Here is a 14,129-nt window from a genome sequence, read left to right as displayed (position 1 = left end):
TGAAAAAGGGCGCCTGATGGCGCCCTTTTTCATATCTGTGGGGGGCTCCCACTATGGCAACAACCGCTCAAACGCCTCCAGCGGCAACGGCCGGCTGTGCAGGTAACCCTGGTACAAATGGCAATCAAGCCCCTGCAAAAAATGCAATTGCTCCAGGGTCTCCACGCCTTCGGCGATCATTACCAGGTTGAGGCTGCGGGCCATGGCGACGATGGCGCGGATGATTTCGGCGTCGTTGGGGTCGCTGGTGGCGTCGCGCACGAATGACTGGTCGATTTTCAGCGTGTCCACCGGCAGGCGCTTGAGGTAGGTCAGTGACGAATAACCGGTGCCGAAATCGTCCATGGCGAAGCTCACCCCCAGCTTCTTGAGCCGGCGCATCTTGGCGATGGTGTCGTCCAGGTTCTGGATCACGATACCTTCGGTGATCTCCAGTTTCAGCAGCGAGCAGGGCAGGCCGTGGGCGGCCAGGCTGTTTTCGATGCGTTCGACGAAGTCGCTCTGGCGGAATTGTCGTGGGCTGATGTTCACGCACAGGCTGAATCGCTGCGGATCGATCTTGCCCTTGGCGATCAGTTGCTTGAAGCCGTCGCAGGCTTCATCGAGGATCCAGGTCCCGACTTCGAGGATCAGGCCACTGTCCTCCAGCACTTTGATGAATTCGTTGGGCGATTGGGCGCCGAGGTCCGGGTGATGCCAGCGCACCAAGGCTTCGGCGCCGATGATGCGGTTGTCCCGGGCATCGACCTGAGGCTGGAAATGCACGCTGAACTCGCCACGGGCCAGGGCCAGGCGCAGGTCGGTTTCCATGCGCAACCGTTCGCTGGCGGCTTTTTGCATGGTGGTGTGGAACATCTGCGAGGTGTTGCGTCCTGAGTCCTTGGCGCGATACAGCGCAATGTCGGCGCGCTTGAGCAAATCGGTGGGGGTGGAGCCGTGGTCGGGGATCAACGCGATACCGATGCTCGGCGTGACCTGCAGTCGCTGGCCATCGAGAAACATCGGTTCCGAGAGCAGTTCACGCAGGGTGTCGGCCAGGGCCTGCACTTGCTTGCTGACCTCGCTGCGCGAGCCCTCCAGGCCGCTGAGCAGCACCACGAACTCATCGCCACCCAGTCGCGCCACGGTGTCTTCCAGGCGTACGCTGGCTTCCAGGCGTGCAGTGATGATTTTCAGTACGGTGTCGCCCACCGGGTGACCGAGGGAATCGTTGATGTGCTTGAAGTGGTCCAGGTCGAGAAACAGCAGGGCGCCGCGCAAGTTGTGACGCTTGAGCAGGGCGATCTGCTGGCTCAGGCGGTCCATCAGCAAGGCCCGGTTGGGCAGGTTGGTCAGCGAGTCGTGGTAGGCCAGGTGGCGGATCTGGGCTTCGGCATTGCGCAGCAGGCTCACGTCTCGGGCGGTCAGCAGCAGGCACTCGGTTTCATTGAGGGTGATGGGCTCGACCGAGACCTCCACCGTGAGGATTTCCCCACGTTTATTGCGCCCGAGCATCTCTTGGTGGTGCACACGGCCCTTGAGTTGCAATTCGGCCAGCAGGGCGGCGCGCTGTTTTTCTTCGGCCCAGATCCCTACCTCGTAGACCGTATGCCCTATCACTTCGTCGGCGCGGTAGCCGGTCAACCGGCAGAAGCCGTCGTTGACCTCAAGGTAGCGACCGCTTTGGTGTTCGGTGATGGTGATGGCGTCGGGGCTGGAATGAAACGCCTTGGCGAATTTCTCTTCACTGGCCTTGAGGGCGGCTTCGGAGCGTTGCTGCTGCGTGATGTCGCGCAAGGTCGTGACGATGCACGGCTGGTTGCCGACGTTGATTTGCCGGCTGGAAATCACACAGGTCAATGGCTGGCCGTTCTTGTGGTGAACGACGATGGCGACATTGTTCAGCGATTGTTCGCGGATCACCCGTTCGATGCGTTGCAGACTGCTGCCCGAGCCACCCCATAGGCCGATTTCGTCGGCGCTGAGGCCAATCACGTCGTTGGTGGTCCAGCCAAAGGTCTGGGTGAAACTGGAGTTGATCTCGAGGAAGCGCCCGCTGTCCTGGTGGGTGACGCAGATCGGGTCGGGACTGACCTGGAACAGCGTGGCGAACTTCTCTTCCGAGGCGGCCAGGCTTTGTTCGCGCTCCACCTGGTCGGTGATGTCCAGCAAGGTCCCGGCCATGCGCAAGGGGCTGCCGTCGTCGTTGCGGTAGAGGCGGGCGCGGCTTTCCAGGTAGCGCGAGGTGCCGTCGGGCAGTTGTACGCGGTAGGTCAATTGATAGTTGCCCGCCGGGCCTTCCCGCAGGCTGCGATAGGCGTTGCGCATGTTGTTGCGTTCTTCTGTGGGAACCCCCTCGAAAAACGCATCGAATGATTCGTGGAACGGCTTGGGTTCCAGGCCATGGAGCTGCGCGGCCCGGGCCGAGCCGTAGAGCATGCCGCTGGGAATGTGCCAGTCCCAGGTGCCCAGTTGCGCCGAGTCGAGGGCCAGGTCCAGGCGTTCCTGGCTGTCCTTGAGGGCCTGTTCGGCGAGCTTGCGCTCGGAGGTGTCGAGGAACGTGCTCAGCAGGTACGGCTGGCCTTCGAGCTCGACTTTCTGCGCGCTCAGAATGCCGCTATGAATCTGGCCGTTGCTGGCCCGGAACTCCACCTCCATGCTGACCAGCTCGCCCTTGGCCTTGGTTGCCTCCACCAGTTTCGCCCGCTGCCTGGGGTCAACCCACAGGCCCAGCTCCAGGGTGGTACGGCCGATCACGTCATGTACTGGCCAACCGAACAGGCTTTCGAAATACTGGTTGGCCTCGCTGATCAGCCCGTCTTCCTGGCGGGTCAGCAAGACCATGTTCGGGCACAGATGAAAGAGCGTGGCGAAGCGTTTTTCCGAGCTGCGCAGCGCCTGTTCCCGCTCGCGCTGATGGGTGATTTCACGAATCACCCCGATCATGCGCGGCCGACCGTGCTTGTCGGGTAGCACGCTGCCACTGATTTCCAGCCAGTGCAGGCTGCCGTCGGGCCAGACGATGCGGTGATGCATCGCCTGTTCCACCGGCGCTCCGGCCACTGCCGCGTGAAAGGCGCGCACGGCCCTGGCCCGGTCTTCGGGCAACAGCAGGTCGAGGTAGTCCACGTCCGCCGGCAACGGTTGGCGCGGATCGAAGCCGAACAACGCCTGGGTGCCGCGGGACCAGCTGATCTGGCCGCTGTCGATGTCCCACGACCAAGCGCCCAGCCGCGCACCGTTCAGGGCGGCCAGCAACTGTGGCGCGCTGTCCCAGCTTTGCTCGGACCGCTTCGGGTCGAGCGCCTGAATGCGCGGCAGGGGCGGGAGATGGTCAGCAGGTTTGGGCATTTCTAGCGAGCCTTGAGCGGTTTTGGGCATTAAGCACAAGCATTCAAGGCCCTACAGGCGCGGCACAACCTATGCCTTTGTCCCTGGCAAATCGATTTGTGCGTCCAGTAAGGCCATGAAAGCCCGTGCGGCATTCGATAGCGTCCGTTCGGTGTGCAAGATATAGCCTAGCTGGCGACTGAGCTGTATGCCCGGCAAAGGAATGCGCGCGACCTGTTCATCGAGCATGGTGCGCGGCAGAACGCTCCAGGCCAGGCCGATGGAAACCATCATCTTTATGGTTTCCAGATAATTCGTGCTCATGGCGATGTTAGGCGTCAGGCCCTGGGCCTCGAACAACCGTTGCACGATGTGATGGGTAAAGGTGTTGCCCCCGGGAAAACTGCCGGATGCAAGGCAATGTCCGCCAGGCTCACCGCGCTGTTTTCCAGCAACGCATGCTCCGGGGCGACCACGAAATCCAGGGGGTCGTCCCACACTGGCGTGGCCCTTACCAGCGTGTGGGGCTCGGGGGCGAGGGTGATGACGGCCAGTTCCGCCCGGCCATGGAGGATTTCTTCGTAGGCCACTTCCGAATCCAGGAACTGGATATCCAGCGCCACCTGGGGATAACGCCGGGTGAACTCGCGCAATAAAGGTGGCAAGCGGTGCAGGCCGATGTGGTGGCTGGTGGCGAGCGTCAGGCGCCCGGTCACTTCGCCGGTCAGGTTGGTCAGGGCGCGGCGGGTGTCGTCCAGTACGTTGAGGATCTGGTAGGCCCTCGGCAACAGGGCCCGGCCGGCCTCGGTCAGGCCCACCTCTCGGCCCAGGCGGTCGAACAGGCGCACCTTGAGTTGTTGTTCGAGGCCGGCAATGCGCTTGCTGATGGCTGGCTGGGTCAGGTGCAGGCGTTCACCGGCGCCGGAGAAACTGCCCGTCTCGGCGATGGCAATAAAGGCATTGAGGTTGGCGAGGTCCATGACGGTTCCGGTCGGATTCCAGTTAGTTATGCAAAGCATGAAAAATATGAATTTGAGTTATTTAATGTAACCCCATAGGATCAGCCTCACAAGCCAAGGGGTTATTGATTCGTTCAAGGCCCGGGGCATAGAAACAAGCTGATGAGGAAACCGTCTGATGGCCGGCAAAACGCTCTACGACAAGCTCTGGGATTCGCATTTGGTCAAGCAGCGCGACGATGGCTCGGCGCTGATCTACATCGACCGTCACATCATTCACGAAGTGACGTCGCCGCAAGCCTTCGAAGGCCTGCGCCTGGCCGGGCGCAAGCCGTGGCGCATCGATGCCAACATCGCGACCCCGGACCACAACGTACCGACCACGCCGGAGCGCAAGGGCGGCATCGAAGCCATTGCCGACCAGGTCTCGCGCTTGCAGGTCCAGACCCTCGACGATAACTGTGACGAATACGGCATCGTCGAATTCAAGATGAACGATGTGCGCCAAGGCATCGTCCACGTCATCGGCCCGGAGCAGGGCGCGACCTTGCCTGGCATGACCGTGGTCTGCGGCGACTCGCACACCTCGACCCACGGTGCGTTCGGCGCCCTGGCCCACGGCATCGGCACGTCCGAGGTCGAGCACGTGCTCGCCACCCAGTGCCTGGTCGCCAAGAAAATGAAAAACATGCTGGTGCGCGTCGAAGGCAAGTTGCCGTTCGGCGTGACCGCCAAGGACATCGTCCTGGCCGTGATCGGCAAGATCGGCACCGCCGGCGGTAACGGCCATGCCATCGAGTTCGCCGGCAGCGCGATCCGCGACTTGTCCGTCGAAGGCCGCATGACCATTTGCAACATGTCCATCGAGGCCGGTGCCCGCGTCGGCCTGGTGGCCGCCGATGAAAAAACCGTGGAATACGTCAAGGGCCGTCCGTTCTCGCCCAAAGGCGCGGAATGGGATATGGCGGTCGAGGCTTGGAAAGACCTGGTCTCCGATGCCGATGCCAAGTTCGACACGGTGGTCGAGCTCGACGCGACGCAGCTCAAGCCGCAAGTCAGCTGGGGCACTTCCCCGGAGATGGTCTTGGCCGTGGACCAGAACGTGCCGGATCCGGCCAAGGAAATGGACCTGGTCAAGCGCGACTCCATCGTCCGTGCCTTGAAGTACATGGGCTTGAGCGCCAACCAGGCGATCACCGACATCCAGCTCGACCGCGTGTTCATCGGCTCCTGCACCAACTCGCGGATCGAAGACCTGCGCGCCGCGGCGGTGATCGCCAAGGGCCGCAAGGTGGCCTCGACCATCAAGCAGGCCATCGTGGTGCCGGGCTCGGGCCTGGTGAAGGCCCAGGCCGAAGCGGAAGGGCTGGACAAGATTTTCCTCGAGGCCGGTTTCGAATGGCGTGAGCCGGGCTGCTCGATGTGCCTGGCGATGAACCCTGACCGCCTGGAGTCCGGCGAGCATTGCGCCTCCACCTCCAACCGTAACTTCGAAGGCCGTCAGGGCGCCGGTGGCCGTACGCACCTGGTGAGCCCGGCCATGGCCGCCGCGGCGGCCGTCAACGGCCGTTTCGTCGACGTCCGCGAATTGATCTGAAGGAGCGCAGCATGAAAGCTTTTACCCAGCACACCGGTCTTGTCGCGCCTTTGGATCGTGCCAACGTCGACACCGACCAGATCATTCCCAAGCAATTCCTGAAGTCCATCAAGCGCACCGGTTTCGGCCCGAACCTGTTCGACGAATGGCGCTACCTGGATGTCGGCCAGCCGTACCAGGACAACTCCAAGCGGCCGTTGAACAAGGATTTCGTGCTCAACGCTGAGCGTTACCAAGGCGCCAGCGTGTTGCTGGCCCGGGAGAACTTCGGCTGCGGTTCGAGCCGCGAGCACGCGCCATGGGCCCTGGAAGAGTACGGTTTCCGCAGCATCATAGCGCCGAGCTACGCCGACATCTTCTTCAACAACAGCTTCAAGAACGGCTTGCTGCCGATCATCCTCAGCGATGCTGACGTGGATGAGCTGTTCCAGCAGGTCGAGGCCAACCCTGGCTATCAACTGCAGATCGACCTGGCCGCCCAGACGGTGACCCGTCCCGATGGCAAGGTGCTGGGTTTTGAGATCGATGCGTTCCGCAAGCACTGCCTGCTCAACGGCTTGGATGACATCGGCCTGACCCTGCAGGACGGCGAGGCGATTGCCGCGTTCGAGGCCAGGCACCGGGCGAGCCAGCCTTGGTTGTTTCGCGATGCTTGATGGATTGATGTAGGCAGTACCGGCTTCATCGCGAGCAAGCTCGCGCCCACAGGTGTTTTGTGAACACCCAAAATCCCCTGTGGGAGCGAGCTTGCTCGCGATGGGGCCGCCCAGGCAATAAAAAACCATAAGGACATCCCATGACCAACACCGCCCACAGTCAGGTTGTACAAAAGCAATTCGGTGAACAGGCTTCGGCCTATCTGAGCAGTGCCGTGCACGCCCAGGGCGCCGAGTTCGCGCTGCTACAGGCTGCGTTGGCCGGTCGTGGCGATGCCCGTGTGCTGGACCTGGGCTGTGGCGCCGGTCATGTGAGTTTCCACGTGGCGCCCCTGGCCGGTGAAGTGGTGGCCTACGATCTGTCCCAACAGATGTTGGATGTTGTGACCGCGGCAGCGGCCGAGCGTGGCCTGGACAACATCAGCACGGTACGGGGCGCCGCCGAGCGCCTGCCGTTCGCCGACGCTGAGTTCGACTTCGTGTTCAGCCGTTATTCGGCGCATCATTGGAGCGACCTGGGCCTGGCGTTGCGGGAAGTGCGACGGGTGCTCAAGCCGGGCGGGGTGATGGCGTTCATCGACATCCTGTCGCCGGGTACGCCGTTGCTGGACACCTACTTGCAAAGCATCGAAGTGCTGCGCGATACCAGCCATGTGCGCGATTATTCGGCCGGCGAGTGGTTGCGCCAGGTCAGCGAAGCGGGGTTGCACACCCGCAGCACCTCGCGCCAGCGCCTGCGCCTGGAGTACCACTCCTGGGTCGAACGCATGCGTACGCCCGAGGTGATGCGCGGGGCGATTCTCCAGCTGCAGCGTTCGATGGGCGATGAAGTGCGAGAATATTTTGAGATTGAGGCCGATGGTTCGTTCAGTACAGATGTACTGGTGCTGTGGGCCGAGCGATAGCATTTTTCCCGGCCAGGCCTTGGGTGCGCAACCCAGGCCCGTGTCGACAGAGCAAACGAGGAAAGCATGAGCAAGCAGATTCTGATTCTCCCAGGTGACGGCATCGGCCCGGAAATCATGGCCGAGGCGGTCAAGGTCCTGGAGCTGGCGAACGACAAGTATGGCCTGGGCTTCGAACTCAGCCACGACGTGATCGGCGGCGCCGCCATCGACAAGCACGGCGTGCCCCTGGCCGACGAAACCCTGGACCGTGCCCGTGCCGCCGATGCCGTGCTGCTGGGCGCCGTGGGCGGCCCGAAATGGGACAAGATCGAACGCGACATCCGCCCTGAGCGCGGCCTGCTGAAGATTCGCGCGCAACTGGGCCTGTTCGGCAACCTGCGGCCGGCGATTCTTTATCCGCAACTGGCCGATGCGTCGAGCCTGAAGCCGGAAATCGTCTCGGGCCTGGACATCCTCATCGTGCGTGAGCTGACCGGCGGTATCTACTTCGGTGCCCCGCGTGGCACCCGTGAGCTGGATAATGGCGAGCGCCAGGCCTATGACACCCTGCCGTACAGCGAAAGCGAAATCCGCCGTATCGCCCGGGTCGGCTTCGACATGGCCCGTGTGCGTGGCAAGAAGCTGTGTTCGGTGGACAAGGCCAACGTGCTGGCTTCCAGCCAACTGTGGCGTGAAGTGGTCGAGCAGGTGGCCAAGGATTACCCGGACATCGAGCTGAGCCACATGTACGTCGACAACGCTGCCATGCAACTGGTGCGTGCGCCCAAGCAGTTCGACGTGATCGTCACCGACAACATGTTCGGCGACATCCTGTCCGACGAAGCGTCGATGCTCACCGGTTCCATCGGCATGCTGCCGTCGGCCTCCCTGGACGCCAACAACAAGGGCATGTACGAGCCGTGCCACGGTTCGGCGCCGGACATCGCCGGGCAGGGCATTGCCAACCCGTTGGCGACCATCCTGTCGGTGTCGATGATGCTGCGCTACAGCTTCAACTTGAACGATGCCGCCGACGCGATCGAAAAAGCCGTCAGCGTGGTCCTGGACCAAGGCTTGCGCACCGGTGATATCTGGTCGCAAGGTTGTACCAAAGTCGGTACGCAGCAAATGGGCGATGCAGTAGTCGCCGCGCTGCGGAATCTGTAATCTTTCGGGCCCACCGCTTCGACGGTGGCCCACTTTTGTATAGGTGTAGTTGCGATGAAACGTGTAGGTCTGATCGGTTGGCGCGGCATGGTCGGTTCCGTGCTCATGCAGCGAATGCTGGAAGAGCAGGATTTCGATCTCATTGAGCCGGTGTTTTTCACCACTTCCAATGTCGGTGGCCAGGGCCCGTCCGTGGGCAAGGACACCGGTGCGCTCAAGGATGCCTACAGCATCGAAGAGCTCAAGACCCTCGACGTGATCCTGACTTGCCAGGGTGGCGACTACACCAGCGAAGTGTTCCCCAAGCTGCGTGAAGCCGGCTGGCAGGGTTACTGGATCGACGCCGCCTCCAGCCTGCGTATGCAGGACGACGCGGTGATCATCCTCGACCCGGTCAACCGCAAGGTCATCGACCAGCAGCTGGACGCGGGCACCAAGAACTACATCGGCGGCAACTGCACCGTCAGCCTGATGCTGATGGGCCTGGGCGGCCTGTTCGAAGCCGGTCTGGTGGAGTGGATGAGCGCCATGACCTACCAGGCCGCGTCCGGTGCCGGCGCGCAGAACATGCGTGAGCTGATCAAGCAGATGGGCGCCACCCACGCCGCCGTCGCCGATGACCTGGCCAACCCGGCCAGTGCCATCCTCGACATCGACCGCAAGGTCGCCGAGGCGATGCGCAGCGATGCCTATCCGACCGAGAACTTTGGCGTACCGCTGGCCGGCAGCCTGATCCCCTGGATCGACAAGGAACTGCCCAACGGCCAGAGCCGGGAAGAGTGGAAGGCCCAGGCCGAAACCAACAAGATCCTCGGTCGCTTCAAGAGCCCGATCCCGGTGGATGGCATCTGCGTGCGCATCGGCGCCATGCGCTGCCACAGTCAGGCGCTGACCATCAAGCTGAACAAAGACGTGCCGATCGCCGACATCGAAGGGCTGATCAGCCAGCACAACCCTTGGGTCAAGCTGGTGCCGAACAATCGCGAAACCAGCATGCAGGAGCTGAGCCCGACCAAGGTCACCGGCACCCTGAATGTACCGGTGGGCCGTCTGCGCAAATTGAACATGGGGTCGCAGTTCGTCGGTGCCTTCACCGTCGGCGACCAGCTGCTGTGGGGCGCGGCCGAACCGCTGCGCCGCATGCTGCGGATCCTGCTCGAGCGTTGATCGATTGCTGCTGTGAAAGAACCCGTGCCTTGTGAGAGGCGCGGGTTTTTTATTGGGCGACAGTTGTGTGTCAGGGCTGGCCTCATCGCGAGCAAGCTCGCTCCCACATGGGATATTCAGTGATTGTAAAACCTGTGGGAGCGAGCTTGCTCGCGATGAGGCCAGTCCAGGCACTGCAAGTCCCCCAGCCAATTGCCTGCATACCCACCACCCGGTAAAGTGCCGCTCCCCACGTTTTACCTGAGGTAGACCCATGAGCCAGTCCTTTGATATTGCCGTGATCGGCGCCACCGGTACTGTCGGCGAAACCCTCGTCCAGATTCTCGAAGAGCGGGACTTCCCGGTTGGCAACCTGCACCTGCTGGCCAGCAGCGAATCGGCAGGCAGCTCGGTGATGTTTCGCGGCAAAAACGTGCGGGTGCGTGAGGTCGACGAGTTCGATTTCAGTAAAGTCCAACTGGTGTTCTTCGCCGCCGGCCCGGCGGTGACCCTGAGTTTTGCACCGCGGGCCACGGCGGCTGGCTGTGCGCTGATCGACCTGTCCGGGGCCTTGCCGCCCGAGCAGGCACCGCAGATCGTGCCGGAAGCCAACGTCCAGGTCCTGGCCGGCTTGGGCAAGCCGTTGCAGGTCAGCAGCCCCAGCGCATCGGCCACGGCCCTGGCGGTCGTGCTGGCGCCACTGCGCGAGTGCCTCGATCTGCAGCGCATCAGCCTGACCGCCAGCCTCGCGGTGTCGGCCCAGGGCCGCGTGGCCGTGAGCGAGCTGGCGCGCCAGACCGCCGAGCTGCTCAACGCCCGTCCGCTGGAACCGAAGTTCTTTGACCGGCAGATGGCGTTCAACCTGCTGGCCCAGGTCGGCGCTCCAGACGAGCAGGGCCATACGTCGCTGGAAAAGCGTCTGGTTCGTGAGTTGCGCCAGGTGCTGAACCAACCTTTGTTAAAGATTTCCGTCACTTGCATTCAAGCCCCGGTGTTTTTTGGCGATAGCTTTAGCGTGACCGTGCAGTCTGCGAACGCCGTCGACCTGGCCAAGGTCAACGCGGCCCTGGAAGCGGCGCCCGGTATCGAGCTGGTGGAGGCGGGTGACTACCCGACTGCGGTGGGTGATGCGGTGGGGCAGGATGTGGTCTACGTTGGTCGTGTGCGCGGTGGGATCGACGATCCGACGGAACTGAATATGTGGCTGACGTCAGATAACGTGCGCAAGGGCGCGGCGCTCAATGCCGTGCAGGTGGCTGAGTTGTTGATAAAAGACTTGCTGTAAAAGATACTTGGCATCAATTTGTCGAATGATTCTAGCTGGGCGCTATGCTTGGCCGGAGTGCTGAAGGCGAACATCCCTCTGGGGGACTTTCCCGGGGCATGAGTGAAATGATCGCGCGCACCGTCGTTTAGGGGCTGCGCGCAATGCCTTACGGCAGCGGCATCAATACCTTCTCGCTGGCCGAGGAATGTTCAAACAAAGGAAGAGGCTATGGTTCAAGTTCGCAAACTGGTGTTAGCAATAGCGGCCGCCTCGGCGCTGTCCTCCGGTATGGCGCAAGCGCTCGGGCTCGGGGAACTGACCCTGAAGTCGACGCCGAACCAGCCTCTGGTCGCCGAGATCGAGTTGCTCGACGTCCAGCAACTGACCGCCGCCGAAGTCGTGCCGAGCCTGGCCTCGCCCGACGATTTCGCCAAGGCCGGGGTCGACCGCCAGGTCTTTCTCAATGACCTGAGCTTCACCCCGGTGATCAACGCCAACGGCAAGAGTGTCCTGCGGGTCACGTCCAGCCGACCGCTGTCCGAGCCCATGGTCAAGTTCCTGGTGCAGGTGATGTGGCCCAACGGCCGTCTGCTGCGCGACTACAGCGTATTGCTCGATCCCTCCAAATTCTCGCCGCAGGCCGCCGACGCGGCCCGGGCAAAACCGCCCCAGGTCGTGGCCACGCCGGTCACCGGGGCCACCAAGCCTTCCCAATACACCACCACGCCGCGCGATACCCTGTGGGAAATCGCCGCCAAGGTTCGCAACGGCGGGTCGGTCCAGCAAACCATGCTGGCGATTCAGGCGTTGAACCCGAACGCGTTCATCAACGGCAACATCAACCTGCTCAAGACCGGCCAGGTGTTGCGCCTGCCGGATCCGGTGCAAAGCACGGCGTTGCCGCAGCCCCAGGCCATCGCCGAAGTGGCTGCGCAGAACGCCGCCTGGCGCTCGGGGCGTCGTACCGTGGCGGGTGCTGGCAAACAGCAGCTGGATGCCACCAAGCGTGGCCGTGGCGAAGGCGCGCCGGCACAGGCGGCCGGTCGCGACAACTTGAGCCTGGTGTCGGCCGATTCGGCGAAAGCGGGCGGCAAGGGCAAGGGCGCTGCTGGCGATGCCCAGGCGCTGACCAACAAGCTTGCGGTTACCCAGGAAAGCCTCGATTCGGCTCGTCGGGATAACGAAGAACTGAAAAGCCGCATGGCGGATCTGCAGAGCCAACTGGACAAACTGCAGCGCCTGATCGAGCTGAAGAACAATCAACTGGCCAAGATGCAGGCCGAAGGTGCCGCGGTTCCGCCTGCTGGCGAGGCGCCTGCGGCGATGTCCGCAGAGCTGACCCCTGTGCCAGCGGCACAGGCCCCGACGACTGCACCTGCTCCTGCGCCAGAAACGACCCCGGAAGCGACACCCCCTGCCGCACCGGTCGAGCCGACGCCTGTCGCGTCCAACGAGCAAAAATACAACGACCTGCTGACCAATCCGATCCTGCTGGGGTTGATTGGCGGCGGCGCGCTGCTTTTGCTGTTGCTGCTGTTGTTGCTCGCCCGTCGCCGCAAGGCCCAGCAGGAAGCGGAAAAACACTTGCGCATGGCCCGGGCCCTCGAGGAGGAGGCTGACTTCTCCCCGGAGCTCGATCTGCCCCCGAGCAGCTTCGAGGGCATTGATGTTCCACCACCTAGCGTAAAGCTTGAGCCAAAACCCGCGCCGGCCCCTGCGCCAGCCCCCAAGCCGGCCCCGGTGGTCGCGCCTGTGGTGGTCACGCCGCCTATCGCCGCGCCATTGGTGGCTCCGGCCGCCGATCGCTTCGACGACGTGCTGCCCCAGGCCCAGTCCCACATGGACCGCGGTCGCTTGAACCAGGCCGCTGACCTGCTCGAGCAGGGCATCAAGGCTGAACCCCAGCGCAGCGACCTGCGCCTGAAATTGATGGAAGTTTACGGCCAGCAGGGCGACCGCGACGCCTTTGTCGCCCAGGAACGCCAACTGGTGGCCAATGGCGACAACTTCGCCCAGGTCGAACAGCTGAAAAGCCGTTTCCCGGCCATGGTGGTCGCTACCGCCGCCGGCCTGGCCGCGGCGGCAGTGGCTGCAGAGCTGGACGCGCAGTACGTCAAGGACCTGCTGGAAGACAAGTCGCCCACCGACGAGGAGCTGGACAGCGCCTTCGACCTGAGCCTGGACGACCTGGAAGCTCCGGTCGCACCCGCGCCGGAGCCTGTCGCCGAGCTGGACGCGTTCCCGGAAGACGACGACCTGAGTTTCGAGTCGGTGCTCAAGCAGCAGACTGAAGCCAGCGCGAGCTTGGACGACCTGTCGGAATTCGACCTGGACCTGGGGGCCGACGCGCCGACCCCGGTCCCGGCGCTCGATGACGAAGACTTCCTGCTGGACCTGGGTGACGATCTCAAGGGCCTGGACCTTCCAGCAGCCGAAACGCCGGCCCTGGACGATACACCGGCCGACGATCTCGAACTGCCGGCAGATTTTGACCTGTCCCTTGCCGACGAGATGGATGTCCATGATCGGCCAAAGGATGCCTTTGAATCCGAGCTGGACGATGTGAACGCCGAACTGGATCGCCTGTCCGACAGCTTGGCCCAGCCGACCTTCACCGCTGAAGATGCCCTGGTTGGTGCTGAAGACGAGCCGGACTTCGACTTCCTCAGCGGTACCGACGAGGTGGCGACCAAGCTCGATCTGGCCCAGGCCTATATCGACATGGGCGACAACGACGGCGCCCGCGACATCCTTGGCGAAGTCCTCAGCGAAGGCGATGCGACTCAGAAGAGCGAAGCGCAGGAGATGTTGTCGCGTTTGGTGTAAGTCAGTAGTTAGACAAAAACGGCAGCCGGTGAGGCTGCCGTTTTTGTTTACAGCGGGATTTTTGGTGTCTGGGCTGGCCTCATCGCGAGCAAGCTCGGCTCCCACAGTGATCTGCTTCCACAGGGATCTGCTCCCACAGTGATCTGCTTCCACAGGGATCTGGGTGCTATCCCTTGTGGGAGCCGAGCTTGCTCGCGATAGCGCCCGTCGATCCAACCCAGGACCACCAGTTACACTGGCATCCCGCCCAGTCGGCCTTATAATGCCCGCCTTTGCGTACTTAGCAGGCTGTAATTCCTTGGCAAACATAGACAA

At 62.8% G+C, this 14,129-nt stretch carries 8 protein-coding genes and 1 pseudogene; 7 read left to right on the top strand and 2 right to left on the bottom strand.

Annotation, left to right across the window (positions count from 1 at the left end):
- Positions 1–51: 51 nt before the first annotated feature.
- Positions 52–3,330 carry a sensor domain-containing protein gene (locus ACZ5M5_RS20835; protein ID WP_060741437.1) on the bottom strand — a complete coding sequence of 1,093 codons (3,279 nt, stop codon included), beginning with the start codon at positions 3,328–3,330 and terminating at the stop codon, positions 52–54.
- Positions 3,331–3,399: 69 nt separating this feature from the next.
- A pseudogene (locus ACZ5M5_RS20830) lies at positions 3,400–4,289 on the bottom strand (LysR family transcriptional regulator).
- Between the two features lie 157 nt (positions 4,290–4,446).
- Here ACZ5M5_RS20830 and leuC point away from each other — a divergent pair.
- From leuC to ACZ5M5_RS20795, 7 genes are all read left to right on the top strand, one after another.
- Positions 4,447–5,865, top strand: a complete 1,419-nt coding sequence (gene leuC / locus ACZ5M5_RS20825; RefSeq protein WP_464737914.1) for a 3-isopropylmalate dehydratase large subunit — start codon at positions 4,447–4,449, stop codon at positions 5,863–5,865.
- 11 nt (positions 5,866–5,876) lie between these two features.
- Positions 5,877–6,521 (top strand): 3-isopropylmalate dehydratase small subunit, encoded by a 645-nt coding sequence (gene leuD, locus ACZ5M5_RS20820; RefSeq protein WP_060741439.1) that lies wholly within the window; start codon positions 5,877–5,879, stop codon positions 6,519–6,521.
- 140 nt (positions 6,522–6,661) lie between these two features.
- Positions 6,662–7,426, top strand: coding sequence for a class I SAM-dependent methyltransferase (locus ACZ5M5_RS20815; protein WP_060741440.1), 765 nt, complete (start codon positions 6,662–6,664; stop codon positions 7,424–7,426).
- Positions 7,427–7,492: 66 nt separating this feature from the next.
- Positions 7,493–8,575 carry a 3-isopropylmalate dehydrogenase gene (leuB, locus tag ACZ5M5_RS20810; RefSeq protein ID WP_060741441.1) on the top strand — a complete coding sequence of 361 codons (1,083 nt, stop codon included), beginning with the start codon at positions 7,493–7,495 and terminating at the stop codon, positions 8,573–8,575.
- Positions 8,576–8,629: 54 nt separating this feature from the next.
- Positions 8,630–9,742 (top strand): aspartate-semialdehyde dehydrogenase, encoded by a 1,113-nt coding sequence (asd, locus tag ACZ5M5_RS20805; RefSeq protein ID WP_024779161.1) that lies wholly within the window; start codon positions 8,630–8,632, stop codon positions 9,740–9,742.
- A 253-nt stretch (positions 9,743–9,995) separates the two neighbouring features.
- Positions 9,996–11,006: an aspartate-semialdehyde dehydrogenase gene (locus tag ACZ5M5_RS20800; RefSeq protein WP_103308781.1), complete on the top strand. Its 1,011-nt coding sequence runs from the start codon at positions 9,996–9,998 to the stop codon at positions 11,004–11,006.
- Between the two features lie 210 nt (positions 11,007–11,216).
- Positions 11,217–13,814: a FimV/HubP family polar landmark protein gene (locus tag ACZ5M5_RS20795; protein WP_464737913.1), complete on the top strand. Its 2,598-nt coding sequence runs from the start codon at positions 11,217–11,219 to the stop codon at positions 13,812–13,814.
- Positions 13,815–14,129: the final 315 nt, after the last annotated feature.

The sequence above is a fragment of the Pseudomonas sp. Van50 genome (genome assembly GCF_055390755.1).
Note: the sequence above shows the minus strand (reverse complement) of the source record. Positions and strands in the feature narration are given on the sequence as shown.

Excerpts from the sequence above, each read along its gene's own strand:
- leuC (WP_464737914.1), top strand. The coding sequence starts at position 4,447 with ATGGCCGGCAAAACGCTCTACGACAAGCTCTGGGATTCGCATTTGGTC.
- ACZ5M5_RS20800 (WP_103308781.1), top strand. The coding sequence starts at position 9,996 with ATGAGCCAGTCCTTTGATATTGCCGTGATCGGCGCCACCGGTACTGTC.
- asd (WP_024779161.1), top strand. The coding sequence starts at position 8,630 with ATGAAACGTGTAGGTCTGATCGGTTGGCGCGGCATGGTCGGTTCCGTG.
- leuD (WP_060741439.1), top strand. The coding sequence starts at position 5,877 with ATGAAAGCTTTTACCCAGCACACCGGTCTTGTCGCGCCTTTGGATCGT.
- leuB (WP_060741441.1), top strand. The coding sequence starts at position 7,493 with ATGAGCAAGCAGATTCTGATTCTCCCAGGTGACGGCATCGGCCCGGAA.
- ACZ5M5_RS20815 (WP_060741440.1), top strand. The coding sequence starts at position 6,662 with ATGACCAACACCGCCCACAGTCAGGTTGTACAAAAGCAATTCGGTGAA.
- ACZ5M5_RS20835 (WP_060741437.1), bottom strand. The coding sequence starts at position 3,330 with ATGCCCAAACCTGCTGACCATCTCCCGCCCCTGCCGCGCATTCAGGCG.
- ACZ5M5_RS20795 (WP_464737913.1), top strand. The coding sequence starts at position 11,217 with ATGGTTCAAGTTCGCAAACTGGTGTTAGCAATAGCGGCCGCCTCGGCG.